This is a genomic window from Limimaricola cinnabarinus (assembly GCF_047631075.1).
GTDB classification, from domain to species: domain Bacteria; phylum Pseudomonadota; class Alphaproteobacteria; order Rhodobacterales; family Rhodobacteraceae; genus Limimaricola; species Limimaricola cinnabarinus.
In genome coordinates this window covers 1-19228 of sequence record NZ_JBLHYX010000008.1, presented here as the reverse complement: position 1 = coordinate 19228, position 19228 = coordinate 1, and the positions used below count along the sequence as shown (strand labels likewise).

Below are 19228 nucleotides of genomic sequence, written 5' to 3'. Positions count from 1 at the left end.
CCGCCCCTGACGGGCGGCGCGGCCCCGAACCCACCGGGTGCCCCTGATGCTCAGCTTCGTCGCGCGCCGGATCGTCATCGCGATCCCGACCGTCATCCTGATCTCGATCTTCGTCTTCGGCCTGCAGAAGCTGCTGCCGGGCGATCCGATCCTCGCCATGGCGGGAGAGGAACGCGACCCCGAGACCATCGCCTTCCTGCGCGAGAAATACCGCATGAACGACCCGGTCTGGGTTCAGTACCTGACCTGGATCAAGGGGGTGCTGACCGGCGATCTGGGCATCTCGCTGCGCACCAACCAACCGGTGACCGAGCTCATCGCCCAAAAACTCCCCGTCACGATCCAGCTGGCGCTGATGGCGCTGGTGTTCGCGCTGGTCATCGGCATTCCGGCGGGCATCCTGTCGGCTGTCAAGAAAGGCACGATCACCGATTACATCGCCAACGTCGTGGCGCTCTCGGGGCTGTCGATCCCGAACTTCTGGCTCGGCATCATGCTGATCCTTCTGGTCGCGGTGAACTGGCAGGTGCTGCCCGCCTCGGGCTACGTGCCGCCTTCCGAGGATCTGTGGCTGTCGCTCAAGACCATGCTGATGCCGGCCTTCGTGCTGGGCACGGCGCTGGCGGCGACGCTGATGCGCCACACCCGGTCGGCGATGCTCGGCGTGCTGAAATCCGACTATGTGCGCACCGCGCGGGCCAAGGGCCTTGCCGAACGCCGGGTGATCCTCAAGCACGCCTTCCGCAACGCGCTCACCCCGATCGTCACGCTCACGGCGCTTTTGTTCGGCGAGCTGATCGCGGGGGCCGTGCTGACCGAGCAGATCTTCACCATTCCGGGCTTCGGCAAGCTCGTGGTCGATGCTGTGTTCAACCGCGACTACGCGGTGGTTCAGGGCATCGTGCTGGTCACGGCGATGGGCTTCATCGTCATGAACATCCTCGCCGACGCCGCCTATTTCGTCCTGAACCCGCGCCTGAGGAAGCAATGATGGCCCAACCCGCCAGCCCCGCCACGCTCAAGCCACAGGTGATGGCCGACCCGGTGCTGCAAAAGCGCCCCGAGAACCGCGTCTGGAAGAAATTCCGCAGCCACCGATCCGCCGTTCTGGGCGGGCTGCTGGTAGGGTTCTTCGTGCTGATGGCCGTCTTCGCGCCGATCCTGCCGATCCCCGACCCGACCGCCACCGACTGGGGCGCGGTGCGGCAGGCCCCTTCGGCGGCGCATTTGCTCGGCACCGACGAGATCGGCCGCGACGTGCTCTCGCGCCTTGTCTGGGGCGCGCAGGCGTCGCTGATGGCCGGAGTGGTCTCGGTCGGCATCGCGGTCGCCTTCGGCGTGCCTCTGGGCATCCTCGCGGGGTATTTCGGCGGCTGGACGGATGGCATCATCTCGCGCTGTACCGAAGCGCTGCTCGCGGTGCCGTTCCTGATCCTCGCCATCGCGCTTGCCGCCTTTCTCGGGCCGTCGCTCACCAACGCGATGATCGCCATCGGTCTCTCGGCCACGCCGGTCTTCGTGCGGCTGACGCGGGGACAGGTGATCTCGGTCAAGGCCGAGGATTACGTCGAGGGCGCGCATGCGATCGGCTTGTCGACGCCCAGGATCCTGAGCCGCTACATCTTTCCCAACATCCTGCCACCCGTTCTCGTGCAGGCGACGCTGACCATCGCCACCGCGATCATCGCCGAGGCGTCGCTGTCGTTCCTCGGGCTGGGCCAGCAGCCGCCCGCGCCGAGCTGGGGCTCGATGCTCAACACCGCCAAGAATTTCCTGAGCCAGGCGCCCTGGATGGCGATGTGGCCGGGCATCGCGATCTTCCTCGTGGTGCTGGGCTTCAACCTTCTGGGCGACGGGCTGCGCGACGCGCTCGACCCGCGCGAACACTGAATATCAAGAAAAGAGTTGTCCAAATGACCGGTTTCACCACTCGCCCCGAGATCCGCGGCACCTTCGGCGCCGTCACCTCGACCCACTGGATCGCCTCCGCCACCGGCATGGGCATCCTCGAGCGCGGCGGCAACGCTTTCGATGCCGCCGTCGCCACCGGCCTCGTGCTGCAGGTGGTGGAGCCGCATCTCAACGGCCCGGCGGGCGATCTGCCGGTGATCTTCCGGCCCGCCGAGACCGGCAAGGTGGAAGTGATCTGCGGTCAGGGTCCGGCCCCGGCGGGCGCCACGATCGAGCATTACAAGGGGCTGGGCATCGACCTCATTCCCGGCACCGGGCTCTTGGCCACGGTGATCCCCGGCGCCTTCGACGGCTGGATGCTGCTGTTGCGCGACCACGGCACGATGGAGATCGCCGATGTGATGCGCCCGGCCATCGACTATGCGCGCGACGGCCACCCGGTCCTGCCGCGCGTCGCCGCGACGATGCAGGGGCTGGTCGAGTATTTCGAGACCGAATGGCCGACCTCCGCCGCCGTCTGGGCACCGGGCGGCCGCGCGCCGCAGGCGCATGAGCTGTTCCGCAACCCCGACCTTGCCGACACCTATGAGCGGCTGTCGGAGGCCGAGGGCGCGACCCGCGAGGCGCGCATCGACGCCGCCCGCGCGATGTGGGCCGAGGGCTTCGTCGCCGAGGCGGTCGAAGACTATCTCAAGGACGCCGAGGTGCACGACGTCTCGGAGCGCCGCAATCGCGGCGTACTGACCCGCGCCGACATGGCCGGCTGGCGCGCCAGCTACGAGGCGCCGGTCTCGATCGACTACCATGGCTGGACGGTGCACAAGACCGGGCCATGGGGGCAGGGGCCGGTGCTGCTTCAGGCGCTGTCGATCCTCAAGAACTTCGATCTCGCGGCGATGGACCCGAACGGTCCGGACTTCGTGCATACCGTCATCGAGGCGATGAAGCTCGCCTATGCCGACCGCGAGGCCTATTACGGAGACCCCGCGCAGTCCGACATCCCGATGCAAGTGCTGCTCTCGGACGCCTACGGCGCCGAGCGCGCCCGACTGATTTCGGAAACCGCTTCGACCGAGCAGCGCCCGGGCCGGATCGAAGGGTTCGAGCATCAGGCGGATGCCGCGATCGAACGCGCAGCCCGCGATTTCGACCGCAACCCCGACGCCGCGCCGCAGGAGCCGACCATGGCGCACCTGTCGGAAAAGCGCGGCGACACCGTGCATCTCGACGTGATCGACAAATGGGGCAACATGGTCGCCGCGACCCCCTCGGGCGGCTGGCTGCAAAGCTCGCCGGTCATCCCGGGCTTGGGCTTTCCGCTCAATTCCCGCGCCCAGATGTTCTGGCTCGACGAGGGGCTGCCCACCTCGCTCGCGCCGGGCCGCCGACCGCGCACCACGCTGACCCCGACGCTGGCGGAAAAGGACGGGCGCGGTCTCGTCTTCGGCACGCCCGGCGGCGATCAGCAGGACCAGTGGCAGCTCGTGTGGTTTTTGCGTTTCGTGCATCACGGTTTCGACCTGCAGGAGGGGATGGACGCGCCGCTGTTCCATTCGATGCATTTCCAGGGCTCGTTCTACCCGCGCGAGACCAAGCCCGGCGAGATGATGATCGAACCCTCGGTGGGCGAAGAGGTGATCGAGGCGCTGCGCGGGCGCGGTCACAAGGTCACCGTGGCCGAGCCGTGGAGCGTCGGGCGGCTGACGGCGGCGCTGCGCGAGCCCGACGGGCTGCTGCGCGCCGCCGCCACGCCGCGGCTGATGCAGGCCTATGCGGTGGGGCGCTGAGCATGACCTATTCGATCATCGCCCATGACCCCGCCACCGGTGAGATCGGCCTCGCCGTCGCCTCGCGCTTCTTTGCGGCGGGTGCCGCCGTCCCTTACGTCGGCGCGCGCTGCGCCGTCGCCACGCAGGCCTTCGTCAACCCGATCTGGGGCGTCGAAGGGCGCACCCGGCTGGCGGCGGGGGAAAGCGCCGAGGCGGTGCTCGCCGATTTCAAGTCCCGTGATGAGGGCCAAGCGATCCGGCAGTGTCACATGATGGACGCGAAGGGCAATTTCGCAGCGCATACCGGCGCGGATTGCATCGACTGGGCCGGGCATCTGGTGGGTCGGCACCATTCGGTCGCGGGCAACATGCTGGCCGGACCGGGGGTCATCGAGGCGACCTATGCCGCCTATATCAAGGCGCAGGGCTCGATGGCCGAGAGGCTGCTTACGGCAATGGAGGCGGGCGAGGCCGCGGGCGGCGACAAGCGCGGCCGTCAGGCCGCCTGTCTCACCGTGCATCGCGGGCAGGACTACGCCTACCTGTCGCTCAGGGTGGATGACGAAGCCGATCCGCTGGCCGAACTGCGCCGCCTGCTCGACGTGGCGGATGAACGCTACCTGCACGTGGCCGAGGCGATGCCTACCGCCGAGAACTTTTCGGGCCTCACCGATCGCGCGCCGATCGACCACGCCATCGCCGAGGCCGAGGACCGTCGCCGCCTCGAGGGCCGAAGCTCGCGTTCGCGCGCAACCGAAACGGGGTCGTGAGATGGACCTCGGAACGATCCTGACGCTTCTGGCCGTCGCCGTTTCGGCGGGTGTCATGGGCGGCATCCTCGCGGGGCTCTTGGGCGTCGGCGGCGGCATCGTCATCGTGCCTGCGCTCTATTTCGCGCTCTCACTCACCGGCATGGAGCCGGGGCTGACCATGCAGGTGGCGGTCGGCACATCGCTCGCCACCATCGTCTTCACCTCGCTGTCCTCGGCTTGGGGCCATCACAAGAAGGGCGCGATCGACAAGGACCTGCTCAAGCTCTGGGCGCCCTCGATCCTCGTCGGCGTGGTGATCGGCAGCTTCACCGGCGGGCTCATTGATGGGCGCATCCTGATCGGCGTCTTCGCGGTGGTCGCCGCCGTCGTCGCCGCCGACATGATGCTGCGCGGCCGCAAGGGCGAGGTGGTGCCCAAGGGCTTTTCCAAGCCGGCCTGGGCGGGCTTCGGCATCTTCGCCGGGACCGTGTCGTCGATGATGGGGATCGGCGGCGGCACGGTCTGCGTGCCGCTTCTAAACTTCCTCGGCTACGACATCCGCCGCGCCGTCGGCACCTCGGCGGCGATCGGCTTCGTGATCGGGCTGCCGGGTGCCTTGATCTACATGTGGACCGGCCTCGGAGCCGAGGGGCTGCCGCCCTTCTCGGTGGGATACGTCAATCTCGTCGCCGTGGCCGTCATCATCCCCCTCACCACCAGCTTCGCCGGTGTCGGCGTGAAGCTCGCCCATTCGATCCCGCAACGGGCGCTGCGCCTGTCTTTCGGGCTGTTCCTGGCCTTGACCTCGGCGCGGATGATCTGGGATCTTGCCGGGGCGATGGAGCTGGCATGACTCCGGGCGAAGATCAAAAGCTGCTGGACCGGCTGCGCGCCGGGCTGGGCGACGAGAGCCTTCTCGTCAACGGCAAGGTGCTGCCCGAGCGACAGCTCGCCGAGCGGTTCGGCCTCGGTCGGGCGCGGCTCAGGTCGTTGCTCGACGTGCTGGAATCCGAAGGCGCGATCTTCCGGCGGCAGGGTCAGGGCACCTTCGCCGCGCCGCCCCCCGCAGGCGGCGGCATCGAGACCCTCGCGCGGCAGGTCACGCCGCACAATCTCATGGAAGTCCGCATGGAGATCGAGCCGGCGCTGGCGGCGCTCGCCGCGCAGCGCGCCACCTCCGAGGAGCTTTCGGTTCTGGAGCGGTTGATGCAGGCGACGCTGTCGCCCGGCGAGGTGCGCGCCTATGAGACGGCAGACGACATATTCCACTTCAAGATCGCCGAGCTGGCGCACAACCCGCTGTTCCTGACGATCCACCAGTCAATCCGCTCGGTGCGGCGGCATGCGCAATGGACCGTGCGGCGGCGCGAGACCTTTTCGCCCGAGCGGATCGCCGCGCTCGGGCGCCAGCATCAGGACCTCTTTGCCCATATCGCGGGCCGCCGCCCCTCTGAAGCCGCCGCCGAGATGGAGCGGCATCTTCTGGCGGTGTCGAGCACGATGCTGCGGGTCCGGCGTCACGAGGCGGGCGCGGAGGCCGATTAGGCGCAGCGCCGCGCATGTCCGGCCGCGAAGAGGTGGCCGCCACGTCGGGGATGGGCAGCGGGCCGGGCGGCCCTAGCTCTGCGGCATGTCCAGATCCCTCCTCCTCGCCCTCACCCTCCTGCTAACACCGCTGGCGCCGATCCGCGCGCAGGAGACGCCCACCCCGGCACCCCCGCCGCCCATCGCCGTGGAGGATGTCCGCCCCGATGACGAGATCGCCGGACGCCTCGGCGCGATCCTCGAGGCATTGGACCAGGAGGGCATCGGCGTCGGCGTGAGTGCCGGGGTCGTCCGGCTCACCGGCGAGGTGGCCGAGGAGACCGACAGCACAGAGATCGCCGCCATCGCGGAGCGGCTCGACGGCGTGGTCGCGGTGCGCAACGAGATCGAGGCCACCGGCGAGATCGCCGAGCAGCTCAACCCCGCTTTCGAGCGATTTCGCACCCGGATCGCGCAGGCCGTGGCACGGCTGCCGCTCATGCTGCTGGCGCTGGCCGTCTTCGCATCCGTGGTGGGCCTTGGCCTCCTGCTGGCGCGGGCGCGGTTCTGGGACCGGCTCGCGCCCAACACCTTCATCGCCAGTCTCTACCGGCAGGCGGTGCGGGTCGCGATGGGCATTGCCGGGGTGGTCGTGGCGCTCGACATCGCGGGGGCGGCGGCGCTCTTGGGCACGATCCTCGGTGCGGCGGGCCTCGTCGGCCTCGCCATCGGCTTCGCTGTGCGCGACACGGTCGAGAACTTCGTGGCCTCGATCATGCTTAGCCTGCGCCAGCCGTTCCAACCCAACGACCTCGTCGAGATCGAAGGCGACACGGGCCGGGTGATCCGGCTGACCTCGCGCGCGACGATCCTGCTGTCGCTTGACGGCAACCACATCCGCATCCCGAACTCCGTGGTCTTCAAGAGCCGGATCATCAACTACACCCGCAACCCCGAGCGGCGTTTCAGCTTCGACATCGGCATCGACCCCGATGCCGATCTGGAGGCGACGCGGCTTCTGGCACAGCGCAGGCTGACGCAGCTGCCCTTCGTCCTGGCCGAACCGGCGCCCCTGGTCTGGATCGAGGATGTGACCGAATCCGGCGCGATCCTGCGATCCAGTGCTTGGATCGACCAGAACGCCACAGGTTTCGCCACCGCGCGCGGCGACGCGATCCGTTTGGTCAAGGGCGCGATCGAGGCCGCGGGCGTGTCGATCCCCGACACCACCTACCGCATCCGGCTCGAAGGAATGGGGGCCCCGGCGCCGACGCAAGGGCCGAAACCGCAGGCGCCGCGCGAGGCCCGGCCCGAACCCGAAGCCGCCGCCTTCCACCAATCCGAGGAAAAGGCCCTCATCTCGATGGTGCAGGCCGAGCGTGCCCAAGAGGACGACCTTTTGCGCAAGGACGCGCCGCGCGAATAGCCGCGCGTAGCGGGTGCTTAGTCCTTTGGCGGCCGCGCGCGGTCGATCGCCTCGCTGAGCTGGCGCTCGGAAAACGGCTTGCCAAGACGACCCGAGACGAAGGCTTCGCTCCTTTCGGGCAGCTCGCCATAGCCGGTGCACAGAATGATCGGCAGATCCGGCCGCCGGGCCCGCATGGCCTCGGCGAGCCGGGCCCCGGTCATGCCCGGCATGGCCTGATCGGTCAGAACGAGGTCGATGTCGCCCTGCGCTTCGAAGATATCGAGCGCCTCGTCGCCACGTGCAGCCTGCAGCACCTCGTGCCCCAGCTCCTCGAGCATTCCGACCGTCCCCATCAGCACGAGGAAATCATCGTCCACCGCGAGGATCTTCAGCGGTTTCCCGGTCTCGTCCGAACGGTCGGAGGGTGCGGACGCCGATGGGATCTCGGCAGGCGCGGCCGCCGCCACCGGCAACAGGATCTCGGCCGTCGTGCCGCGGCCCGGCGCGCTGCAAAGCCGGAACGCGCCCCCCGACTGTCGCGCCAGCCCGTGCACCATGCTGAGCCCGAGACCGGTGCCCCGGCCGACGCCCTTGGTGGTGAAGAAGGGTTCGGTCGCCTGCGCCAGCGTGGCGGCGTCCATGCCGGGGCCGTCATCGGTCACAGCAAAGCGAACATAGCGGCCCGGCGGGAGTTCGGGGTCGGCATCGCCGTCGCGCGTCTCGCAAGACAGGGTCAGCACGCCCTCTCCCTCCATCGCGTCGCGCGCGTTGACCACTAGGTTGAGCACGGCCATCTCGAACTGGTTGGCGTCGACGAGCGCGGGCGGCACCTCGTCCTCAACGCGGCGGCGCACCTCGATCTCGGGGCCGAGCGAGCTTTCGAGCAGCTGATCCATGCCCGACACGAGGCCGCAGATATCGACCGATGTCGGGGCCAGATCCTGTTTGCGCGCGAAGGCGAGCATGTGCTGCACCAGCTTGGCGCCGCGTTCCGCCCCCGAAAGAGCGTTGTCCAGAAGCGTCGCGGCGCGGGCGTCGGCGGGGTCGAGACGCGTCTGCAACAGGCTCAGGCTCGACTGGATCACCGCCAGCAGGTTGTTGAAGTCATGCGCGACGCCACCCGTGAGCTGGCCCAGCGTCTCGAGCTTGCGCGACTGGGTCAGCGCCGCCTCGGCCAGCCGCAGCTGTTCGTCCCGCCGCCGCCTCTCGTCGAGGTTCCGGCCGGTGGCGAAGATGACGTCGCCGCTGATCACGGCGCTCCAGCCGAACCAGCGCGCCGCGCCGCTGCTGTCGCGCATGCGCATTTCGGCGTCATCGACCGATCCGGTCCGGGACAGCTGCGCGAAGAGGTCATGGGCGACAGCCATGTCCTCCTCGAAGATCAGCGCGTCGAACCTCGCCCCCGTCAGCTCCTCGACCGAGTAGCCGAGCTGGGCCGGCCAGGCATCGCTCAGTTCGAGATAATGTCCGTCGAGCGACACGATGACATGCAGGTCGCGCGAAGCGGACCACAGGTTGCTCCGCTCGGCGCGGCGCAGCTCCAGCTCGGCGGCGCGCTGCTTATCCTCGGTGACGTCTCGCGCGGTGGCATAGACCTTGTTCTCATGCGGCACCGACACCCATGACAGCCAGCGATAGGTGCCATCGGCGCAGCGATAGCGGTTCTCGAAGCGCAGGACCGGCTGATCCCGCTTGACGTTCTCGAAGGCGGCGATGGTGCTCGTCCGGTCATCGGGATGCACCAGCTCCATGAAGGGAATGCGGCACAGTTCGTCCGGCGCGTAGCCCAGCGTCGCGGTGGCGGCCGGGTTCACCTGTTCGAAATGGCCCTCGTGATTTGCCACGACCTGAATGTCGGGCGACACCTCCCAGATGCGGGCGCGAGAGCCGAACTCGGCCCGGATCCGCGCTTCGAGGTCCTTGGCATGCCGCGTGAGCCGGGCTTCGTTCGCCTCGCGCTCGGTGACATCGAGAAACAGCACGCCAAAGCGGTCGGCGGCGATCGGGAAAGCACGGATGTCGTAGGTGCGGCCCAGCTGCGAGACCGGGCCTACGAAGGTGCGCGCGCGCTGGTCGACGGCAACGCGGGCGAAATCCTCGAGCCAGTGCGGCTCGACGTCGGGAATCACTTCCGTGACCTTCTTGCCGACGATGCCCGCCGAGCTCAGTCCCGTCAGCTTGGACCAGGCCTTGTTGACGTGAAGATAGCGCCAGTTGAGGCTGCCGTTTTCGTCCCGAAGCACTTCGGCGATCACGAGACCCTCGTGCAGCTCGTTAAACACTTCGGGCCAGTCGATGCGGGCGGTGGACCCAAGCCCCAAGCCGTTCAGGAAATCATCCGTTTTCATGACCGTTTCATGATCCTTCGCGGCAGGGAGGGTGGCGTTCGGGCGATCCGCGCACGAGGCCGGACCGACGACCGGCAATAGTCCCGAAGCACGCGCACGGCAATCACCCCGCCCATCACGAATGCAACTGGTATGAAAGCGGCGGGGGATCAAGCCGGTCATGCGAGCCGTCGCATGGTGTTTCGCGCGAAAGTTGCATCGGCGCAATGCTCTGCCGCGCTTGTGCCGTGCCCTTGCCAGACCGGTGCAAGCTCTGTGCATTTGCAGAAACTTTACAGTATTTCATAACAGGCGAAAACAAATTTACAAAAAAGAGGCATGGGCTGAGTAGCTTGCCTACATCTTTGCAAAATTCGCTTATGACCCTTCCGAGGAGATTTTGTGCCGCAAGTGCATCGTGCCGTCGGGTAACGGATGGTTCGAAGAGGAGGCCGCGGCGCATCGGAACCGGAGGAGGAGGTTCGGCATGAACACCCAAACAAGGCTCTCGAGCTCTGTCTATCCGCCTGCGCAGGAGGTGGTCGCGCGCGCCCACGTCGATGCGCAGGCCTATGAGCGGATGTATCGCGACAGCGTCGCCGATCCCGACGCCTTCTGGGGCAGGGAGGGCAAGCGGCTCGACTGGATCAAACCCTATTCCACGGTCAGGAATACCGATTTCGCCTTGGGCGGCGTCTCGATCAAGTGGTTCGAGGACGGCACGCTCAACGTCGCGCAGAACTGCATCGACCGGCATCTCGAGACCCGCAGCGAGCAGACCGCGATCATCTGGGAGCCGGACGACCCGGCCGACCCGGCGCAGCACATCACCTATCGCGAGCTGCACCGCGAGGTCAGCCGCCTCGCCAATGTCTTCGAGACCTTGGGCGTGCGCAGGGGCGACCGGGTCGTCATCTACCTGCCGATGATTCCCGAAGCCGCCTATGCGATGCTCGCCTGCGCCCGGATCGGCGCGATCCATTCGGTCGTCTTCGCCGGGTTTTCGCCCGATGCGCTGGGGGCGCGGATCAAAGGCTGCGATGCCAAGCTCGTCATCACCGCCGACGAGGCGCCGCGCGGCGGCCGCAAGACCGCGCTCAAGACCAACACCGATCAGGCGCTTTTGCATTGCAACGACGACGTCAAATGTCTCGTCGTCCGACGCACCGGGGGCCAGACCACCTGGGTCGAGGGCCGCGACTTCGACTATGGCGAGCTGATGGCCGAGGCCGACGACCATTCCGAGGCCGCCGAGATGAACGCGGAAGACCCGCTCTTCATCCTCTACACCTCGGGCTCCACCGGTCAGCCCAAGGGCGTGGTTCACAGCTCCGGCGGCTATCTGCTCTATGCGGCGATGACGCACCAGATCACCTTCGATTATCATGAGGGCGACGTCTACTGGTGCACCGCCGATGTCGGCTGGGTGACAGGGCACAGCTACATCGTCTATGGCCCGCTCGCCAACGGCGCGACCACCGTGATGTTCGAAGGTGTGCCGACATGGCCCGATGCGGGCCGCTTCTGGGAGGTCTGCGCCAAGCACAAGGTCAACCAATTCTACACCGCGCCCACCGCGATCCGGGCGCTGATGGGCCACGGCGCCGCACCGGTCGAGAAGCATGACCTGAGCGCGCTGCGCCTGCTGGGCACGGTGGGGGAGCCGATCAACCCCGAGGCCTGGAACTGGTACAACGAGGTGGTGGGCAAGGGCCGCTGCCCGATCGTCGACACGTGGTGGCAGACCGAGACGGGCGGGCATCTCATCACGCCGCTGCCCGGCGCCACCGCCACCAAGCCCGGCTCGGCCACCAAGCCGTTCTTCGGCGTGCAGCCTGTCGTGCTCGACCCCCAGTCGGGCAAGGTGCTGGAAGCGACCGAGGCCGAGGGCGTGCTTGCCATCGCCGAGAGCTGGCCGGGGCAGATGCGCACCGTCTGGGGCGATCACGAGCGGTTCGAGCAGACCTATTTCTCGCAATATCCGGGCTATTACTTCTCGGGCGATGGCTGCCGACGTGACGCGGATGGCGACTACTGGATCACCGGCCGCGTCGACGACGTGATCAACGTGTCAGGCCACCGCATGGGCACGGCCGAGGTCGAGAGCGCGCTGGTCGCCCATGCCAAGGTCGCCGAGGCCGCCGTGGTCGGCTATCCGCACGAGGTGAAGGGGCAGGGGATCTACTGCTACGTCACGCTGATGAACGGCATCGAGCCCTCCGAGGAACTGCGCAAAGAACTTCGCCAGTGGGTGCGTCAGGAGATCGGACCGATCGCCAGCCCCGACCTGATCCAGTGGGCCCCCGGCCTGCCCAAGACCCGCTCGGGCAAGATCATGCGCCGCATCCTGCGCAAGATCGCCGAGAATGATCACGGCAGCCTCGGCGACACCTCGACGCTCGCGGACCCCTCGGTGGTGGACGAGCTGATCGACAATCGCATGAACCGGGGCTGAGGCCGATGGCGGACAGGGATATCCCCGCGCAGGCGCCCGCTTTCATCCTTCTCGGGCCTCCGGGCGCGGGAAAGGGCACGCAGGCGCGCAAGCTCGAGGAGCGCTTCGGCCTCGTCCAGCTCTCCACCGGCGACCTGCTGCGCGCCGCCGTGGCCCAAGGGACCGAGGCCGGCGCGCGGGCGAAAGAGGTGATGGAGGCGGGCGGGCTCGTCTCGGACGAGATCGTCATCGCCATCCTCGACGATCGTCTCGACCGGCCCGACGTGGCGCGCGGCGTGATCCTCGACGGTTTTCCGCGCACCCCGGCGCAGGCCGAGGCGCTCGACGACCTCTTGGCCCGGCGGGGGCAGTCGGTCTCGGCGGTGATCAGCCTCGAGGTGGACGACGCGGCGATGGTCGAGCGCATCTCGGGCCGCTACACCTGCGCCACCTGCGGCGAGGGCTGGCACGACAGCTTCAAGCGCCCGGAGACACCCGGCATCTGCGACGTCTGCGGCGGCACAGAGTTCAAGCGGCGCGCCGACGACACCGCCGAGACGGTGGCCTCGCGGCTCGCGGCCTACCACGCCGAGACCGCGCCGCTGATCGACCATTACCGCGCCCGGGGCACGCTTGAGCGCGTGCCGGCGATGGGTGCGATCGAAGATATCGCGCAGGCCCTGTCGGAGATCGTCCGGCGGTACGAAACGGCCTGAGCGAAGACCAAGACCGGCGGCCGGAGGAACGCGTGAGGGCCGCCATCCACGCAACGACGGGAGGAGCCCGCATGTCGGATCACACGACACATCCACCAACCACGATGACCAAGGATGACAAGGCCTATTGGTCCGCCAACGTGCGGATCATCACCATCTGCCTCATCATCTGGGCCATCGTTTCCTTTGGCTTCGGCATCATCCTGCGGCCGCTGATCAGCTGGATCGGGATCGGCGGCACCGATCTGGGCTTCTGGTTCGCGCAGCAAGGGTCGATTCTCGTCTTTCTGGCGCTGATCTTTTTCTACGCCTGGCGAATGAACCGGCTCGACCGGCAACACGGCGTCGAGGAGGAATAAGCGCCATGGACCAGTTCACCCTCAACCTGATCTTCGTGGGCGCCTCCTTCGCGCTCTATATCGGCATCGCGATCTGGGCCCGCGCGGGCTCCACGGCGGAGTTCTACGCCGCCGGTCGCGGCGTCCATCCGGTGACCAACGGCATGGCCACCGCGGCCGACTGGATGTCGGCGGCCTCCTTCATCTCGATGGCGGGCCTCATCGCCTTCACCGGCTACGACAACTCCACCTATCTGATGGGCTGGACCGGCGGCTACGTGCTGCTGGCGCTGCTGCTGGCACCCTATCTGCGCAAGTTCGGCAAGTTCACCGTGCCCGAGTTCATCGGCGACCGGTTCTACAGCCCGACCGCGCGGCTCGTGGCCGTGATCAGCCTTCTGGTGGCCTCGCTCACCTATGTGATCGGCCAGATGACCGGCGTCGGCGTGGCCTTCGGCCGCTTTCTCGAAGTGGACAACACCACCGGTCTGCTGATCGGCGCCGTGGTCGTCTTCGCCTATGCGGTGTTCGGCGGCATGAAGGGCGTGACCTACACACAGGTCGCGCAGTACTGCGTGCTGATCGCCGCCTACACGATCCCGGCAGTCTTCATCTCGCTGCAGCTCACCGGCAACCCGATCCCGGCCCTCGGCCTCTTCGCCGATACCGACAGCGGCAGGCCGCTTCTCGAAACGCTCGACCTGATCGTCACCGATCTGGGCTTCAACGCCTATACCGCGCATCACGGCGACACTTTCAACATGCTGCTCTTCACGCTCAGCCTGATGATCGGCACCGCCGGTTTGCCGCATGTGATCATGCGCTTCTTCACCGTGCCCAAGGTCTCGGATGCGCGCTGGTCTGCGGGCTGGACCCTCGTCTTCATCGCGCTGCTCTACCTCACCGCTCCCGCCGTGGGCGCAATGGCGCGGCTCAACATCACGCAGCAGTTCTGGCCCGAGGGCACGAACGCCGAAGCCGTGTCGGTCGAGACGATCGAGAACGATCCGGCATATGACTGGATGGCGACGTGGCAGCAGACCGGCCTTCTGGGCTGGGAAGACAAGAACGGCGATGGCCGGATCCAGTACTACAACGACGCGGCACCCGCGATGCAGGACCGCGCCGCCGAAGCGGGCTGGCAGGGCAACGAGCTTGTCAACTTCAACAACGACATCCTCGTTCTCGCCAACCCCGAGATCGCCAACCTGCCGGGCTGGGTGATCGGCCTCGTCGCCGCCGGTGGCCTCGCCGCTGCGCTGTCGACCGCGGCCGGCCTCCTGCTCGCCATCTCCTCGGCGGTGAGCCATGATCTGGTGAAGGGCCGCTTTGCGCCGAACATCTCGGAAAAGGGCGAGCTTCTGTCGGCGCGCATCGCCATGGCCGCCGCCATCGCCATGGCGACCTATCTGGGCATCAACCCGCCGGGTTTCGCCGCGCAGACCGTGGCGCTCGCCTTCGGCCTCGCCGCCGCGTCGATCTTCCCGGCGCTGATGATGGGCATCTTCTCCAAGCGGGTGAACAACACCGGCGCCGTGGCGGGGATGCTCGTGGGCCTCGGCGTGACGGTGGTCTACATCTTCCTGCACAAGGGCTGGTTCTTCGTTCCGGGCACCAACTCCTTCGACGATGCGGACCCGCTCTTCCTCACGGTGAAGTCGACTTCCTTCGGCGCGGTGGGCGCGGTGCTGAACTTCGCCACGGCGATCTTGATCAGCCGGGCCACGCAAGAGCCGCCGCAGGAGATTCAGGAGCTGGTCGAGAGCGTCCGCATCCCGCGCGGCGCAGGGGCGGCGACCGCCGGCCATTGACTCCGAACGAGGGGCGGCGCCGTTCGCCCCTTGCGAGCCTTGCGTCCCGCGCCCAGCATGGCGCGGGACGATCCTTGTCGGAGGCCGCGATGCCGCAGCCCATTGATGCCTTTCTCGCGCGGCAGCCCCCCTGGGACCGGCTGCCCGATCCGGTGCGCGCCCGGATCGCCGGGCAGGCCCGCCCGATCGAGGTCGCCCGGGGCGAGACGCTCTCGGAGGTCGGCGCGCCGCAGCCCGGCCTGTTCGTCATCCGCTCCGGCGCCGTGACCACCACGGACGCGCGCGGCGCCACCGTGTCGCGTCTCGGCCCCGGCAACAGCTTCGGCGAGCGCGCGCTGCAGCGCGGCGGCACCGCGCTGGTCACCGCCCGCGCCGACGAGGCGAGCGCGCTGCTGCTGATCGGCCCCGATCTTTTCGCCGAGTTGATGCGCGAGCATCGGCTCGTGCGCCGCTTCTTCGACCGCTCCAACCCGCTCGGCGACCGGCCCCGCACCCGCGCCGAGGAGCTGACCTCGACCCGCGTCGCCGATCTCATGGCGACCGACCCGGTGACCTGCGCCCCCGGGACCAGCCTGCGCGCGGCCGCCCGGACGATGCGCGACCGGCGCATCTCGTCGCTCTGCGTGACCGAAGATGGCGAGCTGCGCGGCATCGTCACGCTGCGCGACATGGTGAACAAGGCGCTGGCCGAGGCGCTGCCGCATGACACGCCGGTCGCCCGGGTGATGACCAAAGGCCCCGTCACGCTGCCCTCCACCGCCATCGGATCGGATGTGCTGCACCGGATGATGGAACGCCATCTGGGCCACCTGCCCATCGTCGATGGCGGACGGCTGGTGGGGATGGTCACCCAGACCGACCTCACCCGGTTTCTCGCCTCGACCTCCGCCGGGCTTCTGGGCGACATGGCGCGCGCGGGCGCGCCCGAGGAGCTCGCGTGTGTCACCGCCCGCATCCCCGACCTGCTGGTCCAGCTCACCGCAGCGGGCAACCGCCACGAGGTCGTCACCCGTCTCGTCACCGACATGGCCGACGGCGCGACGCGCCGGCTGATCCGCCTCTTTGAGAAGGCGCATGGCGCGGCGCCCGTCCCCTTCGCCTGGGTCGCCTGCGGCAGCCAAGGCCGGCAGGAGCAGACCGGGATCTCGGATCAGGACAACGCGCTCATTGTCTCGGACGCCGCCACCGATGACGACATGCGCTGGTTCGACGGGCTGGCCCGCTTCGTCTCTGACGGGATGAACGCCGCAGGCTACGTCTACTGCCCCGGCAACATGATGGCCACGAACCCGCGTTGGCGGCAACGCACCGAGGTTTGGGCGGGCTATTTCCGCGATTGGATCGCCCGGCCTTCGAAGGAGGCGCAGATGCTCGCCTCCGTCATGTTCGACCTGCGGGTCATCGCGGGCGAGGAGGGGCTTTTCGCGCCCTTGCACGAGGACACCCTGCGCGCGGCGAGCAGCAATTCGATCTTCACAGCGCACATGGCCTCGAACGCGACCGGCCACGTGCCTCCGCTGAGCCTGCTGCGTGGCTTTGCGACGCTGCGCTCGGGCGAGCATCGCAACCATATCGACCTCAAGCTGAACGGCGTCGTCCCGGTCGTCGATCTCGCCCGGATCTACGCGCTGCAGGGTCGGCTCGCGCCGGTGAACACCCGCGCCCGGCTCGAGGCGGCGGGCGAGGCGGGGGTGATCAGCCTGCATGGCGCGCGCGACCTGATCAACGCCTATGACGTGATCGCCCAGACCCGGATCGAGCATCAGGCCCGCCAGATCAGGCGCGGCGAAGCGCCGGACAACTTCATGCAGCCGAACGAATTGTCGGATTTCGAGCGCGCCCATCTGCGCGATGCCTTCGTGGTCGTCAAAACCATGCAGGCCGCGCTGATGCAGGGGCGGCGCCTGTTGTAACAAGGCCGCGCCACAGTGCGCGGCAGGGAGGAAGTGGGATGTTTCTGGAACTCCTCGGCGTGGTCCTCGCGGGCGTGACCGGCGCTCTCGTCGTCTATGCCGCGAACCGCGCGACCGGCGGACGGCTGCCACGCTGGCTGATGCCCGCCGTTGCGGGGCTGGCGATGATCGCCGCGACGATCAGCCTCGAATACAGCTGGTACGGCCGCACCGTCGCCGCACTGCCCGAGGGGATCGTCGTCGCCGACAAGGTCGAGGAGCGCGCGGCCTTCCGCCCGTGGACCTATCTCGTGCCCTATGTCGACCGCTTCGTCGCCGTGGACAGGACCAGCCTGCGCACCAATCCCGACCGCCCGGACGAACGCATCGCCACCATGTATTTCTTCGGCCGCTGGGCGCCGCTGCGGCGGGTGCCCGTCGCTTTCGACTGCGCCGGAAACCGGCGCGCCGCGCTGGTCGAGGGCGCGGATATCGGCACCAACGGGGCGATCGAGGGCGCGGACTGGACGCAGGCGCCGCCCGACGATCCGCTGCTCCTTGTCGCCTGCGCGGGGGCCTGAGATGCGGCGGCCGGGCCTGCGGGGGCGCATCGCGCTGTTCTTCGCGCTGGCGGGGCTGGGTGGGCTGGCCGCGATCACCGTCGGCCTCACCTTGGGTTACCGGCAATCGGGCGCGGCCCAGGCCTCGCCCTTCGTCACCGCCGGGGTGGTGGCGGCTTTCGGCCTTCTTGGGGTCATCGCCGGGATCTGGCTCCTCTTCGATGAAAACGTGGCGAAGCCGGTCATCGCCCTTGCCGCGCGGCTACGCGCTCATGCGCATGGCGGCACGCAGACGCCGCTCGACCTCGCGAGCGCGCGCTGGCTCGACGATCTGGTGCCTGCCGCCGCCGCCGTCACCCATAGGCTCGGCCGTTCCACACTCGACGCCGCCGAGGCGTTGGCCGAGCGCACCGCCGAGCTTGCCGCCGAGAAGGATCGCCTCGCCGCCGTGCTCACCGGGATGCCGGTCGCGGTCAGCATCATGGGGCCGGGCCACAAGCTTGTCCTCTATGACGGGCAGTCCGCCGACCTGCTGGGGCAGGAGGGGCCGGTGCGGCTCAACGCCTCGATTTTCGAATACCTGCGTCCGGGGCCGATCGAGGCCGCGCTCGACGAGTTGCACCGCCGGGGCGCGCGCCGCGCGCCGCTGGTGGCCGAGACGGTCTCGGGCCGGGTCTGTACCGGCCATATCCGGCTGATGGGCGAGGCCTCGGGCTACATGCTCATGCTCGAGCCGCTCGACCCCGAGGCCGAGCGCCCGCTCACCTACGACTTCGCGCTGCTTGCGGGCCGGGCCGGTGCCGCCGCCCGCGACACGCCGCTGCGCGATCTGAGCTTCGTGGTCTTCGACACCGAGACGACGGGCCTCGATCCGGTCTCGGACGCGATCGTGCAGATCGGCGCGGTGCGCGTGCTCGGCGGCCGGATCGTGCCGGGCGAGGCGTTCGAGACGCTGGTCGATCCCGGCCGCCCGATCCCCGCCGCCGCCGCGCGCGTCCATGGCATCACCACCGACGCGGTCGCCGATGCGCCCGACCCGAGACGCGCGGCCGAGGCCTTCCGCCGCTTTGCCGAAGGCTCGGTCCCCGTGGCACACAATGCCCCTTTCGACATGGCGATGCTGCGCCGCGCCGGGGCCGCGCCGGAGCAGCCGATCCTGGACACGGTGCTGATCTCGGCCGTGGTCTTCGGCGGGCACGAAACACATACGCTCGACGCGCTGACCGAGAGGCTCGGGGTTTCGCTTCTCGAGGCCGATCGCCACACGGCGCTCGGCGACGCGCGCGCGACGGCCGAAGTGCTGGTCCGCCTGCTCGCCATCTGCGAAGGGCGCGGGGCGACCACGCTCGGCCAGTTGATCGACGAGATGACGCGCCACGAGCGCATCGTCAAAGCCCTCGTCGGCGAGGCGGGCTGAGCCCGTCGCAGGCTATGCGCGGCCTTTCTCAAGCGTATTCCGCCCATGTTCCTTGTTCTCTGCCGCTCGGGCGACGATCTGTCATGGCCCGTCGATGGCAGAAGTTGAGGGTCGCGATCCGCAAGGCAGGGCCACACGAATGCAGCCCGTGCGGAGGCTGGCAGGCCCGGTTCACAGGTGGGGATCGATAGGTCCGGAACTCGGCGGGCCCGGCTTACCGATTGAGAAAGTTCGCAAGCCTGTCCCACAGCCTTTCACCCAGGGCCATTCGCACTCGGACATAGGCTCCGTCGTCATGGAGCGCCTCGGCGCCTTTCGGGGTTCGGCGGGTTGCGTTGTATCCGACGGAGATCATCGCGCCGTCGCCGA

15 protein-coding genes are annotated in these 19228 nt (G+C 68.3%); 14 read left to right on the top strand and 1 reads right to left on the bottom strand.

The window, feature by feature from the left end:
- The first annotated feature begins 46 nt into the window (after positions 1-46).
- The 7 genes from ACJASC_RS08245 to ACJASC_RS08215 all read left to right on the top strand — a co-directional run bounded on the left by ACJASC_RS08245 (position 47) and on the right by ACJASC_RS08215 (position 7382).
- A complete protein-coding gene (locus tag ACJASC_RS08245; protein ID WP_415145093.1) occupies positions 47-991 on the top strand; it encodes an ABC transporter permease in 945 nt (314 codons plus the stop codon).
- Positions 991-1890 carry an ABC transporter permease gene (locus ACJASC_RS08240; protein WP_415145091.1) on the top strand — a complete coding sequence of 300 codons (900 nt, stop codon included), beginning with the start codon at positions 991-993 and terminating at the stop codon, positions 1888-1890. Before ACJASC_RS08245 ends, ACJASC_RS08240 begins: the two co-directional genes overlap by 1 nt.
- A gap of 23 nt (positions 1891-1913) precedes the next feature.
- Positions 1914-3698, top strand: a complete 1785-nt coding sequence (locus ACJASC_RS08235; protein WP_415145089.1) for a gamma-glutamyltransferase family protein — start codon at positions 1914-1916, stop codon at positions 3696-3698.
- Between the two features lie 2 nt (positions 3699-3700).
- Positions 3701-4450, top strand: coding sequence for a DUF1028 domain-containing protein (locus ACJASC_RS08230; RefSeq protein ID WP_021695739.1), 750 nt, complete (start codon positions 3701-3703; stop codon positions 4448-4450).
- Position 4451: 1 nt separating this feature from the next.
- Positions 4452-5285, top strand: coding sequence for a sulfite exporter TauE/SafE family protein (locus ACJASC_RS08225; RefSeq protein WP_021695738.1), 834 nt, complete (start codon positions 4452-4454; stop codon positions 5283-5285).
- Entirely contained in the window at positions 5282-5977 is a 696-nt protein-coding gene (locus tag ACJASC_RS08220) for a FadR/GntR family transcriptional regulator (RefSeq protein ID WP_415145086.1), read from the top strand. The genes ACJASC_RS08225 and ACJASC_RS08220 overlap by 4 nt, the downstream gene beginning before the upstream one ends.
- 85 nt (positions 5978-6062) lie before the next feature.
- Entirely contained in the window at positions 6063-7382 is a 1320-nt protein-coding gene (locus tag ACJASC_RS08215; RefSeq protein ID WP_415145084.1) for a mechanosensitive ion channel family protein, read from the top strand.
- A gap of 17 nt (positions 7383-7399) precedes the next feature.
- On the opposite strand, the gene ACJASC_RS08210 is transcribed toward ACJASC_RS08215, so the two are convergent.
- Positions 7400-9712 (bottom strand): PAS domain S-box protein, encoded by a 2313-nt coding sequence (locus ACJASC_RS08210; protein ID WP_415145082.1) that lies wholly within the window; start codon positions 9710-9712, stop codon positions 7400-7402.
- 466 nt (positions 9713-10178) lie between these two features.
- Here ACJASC_RS08210 and acs point away from each other — a divergent pair, with 466 nt between their 5' ends.
- From acs to ACJASC_RS08175, 7 genes are all read left to right on the top strand, one after another.
- Complete coding sequence (acs, locus tag ACJASC_RS08205; protein ID WP_415145080.1) at positions 10179-12146, top strand: acetate--CoA ligase; 1968 nt, start codon at positions 10179-10181, stop codon at positions 12144-12146.
- Positions 12147-12151: 5 nt separating this feature from the next.
- Positions 12152-12841 (top strand): adenylate kinase, encoded by a 690-nt coding sequence (locus ACJASC_RS08200; protein ID WP_415145078.1) that lies wholly within the window; start codon positions 12152-12154, stop codon positions 12839-12841.
- Between the two features lie 71 nt (positions 12842-12912).
- Positions 12913-13200 (top strand): DUF4212 domain-containing protein, encoded by a 288-nt coding sequence (locus tag ACJASC_RS08195; RefSeq protein WP_415145330.1) that lies wholly within the window; start codon positions 12913-12915, stop codon positions 13198-13200.
- Between the two features lie 5 nt (positions 13201-13205).
- Complete coding sequence (locus ACJASC_RS08190) at positions 13206-14990, top strand: sodium:solute symporter family protein (RefSeq protein WP_415145076.1); 1785 nt, start codon at positions 13206-13208, stop codon at positions 14988-14990.
- 89 nt (positions 14991-15079) lie between these two features.
- Positions 15080-16903, top strand: a complete 1824-nt coding sequence (locus ACJASC_RS08185; RefSeq protein WP_415145074.1) for a putative nucleotidyltransferase substrate binding domain-containing protein — start codon at positions 15080-15082, stop codon at positions 16901-16903.
- 38 nt (positions 16904-16941) lie between these two features.
- Positions 16942-17463 (top strand): hypothetical protein, encoded by a 522-nt coding sequence (locus ACJASC_RS08180; protein ID WP_415145072.1) that lies wholly within the window; start codon positions 16942-16944, stop codon positions 17461-17463.
- A 1-nt stretch (position 17464) separates the two neighbouring features.
- Positions 17465-18859, top strand: coding sequence for a 3'-5' exonuclease (locus ACJASC_RS08175; protein WP_415145070.1), 1395 nt, complete (start codon positions 17465-17467; stop codon positions 18857-18859).
- The last annotated feature ends 369 nt before the right edge of the window (positions 18860-19228 follow it).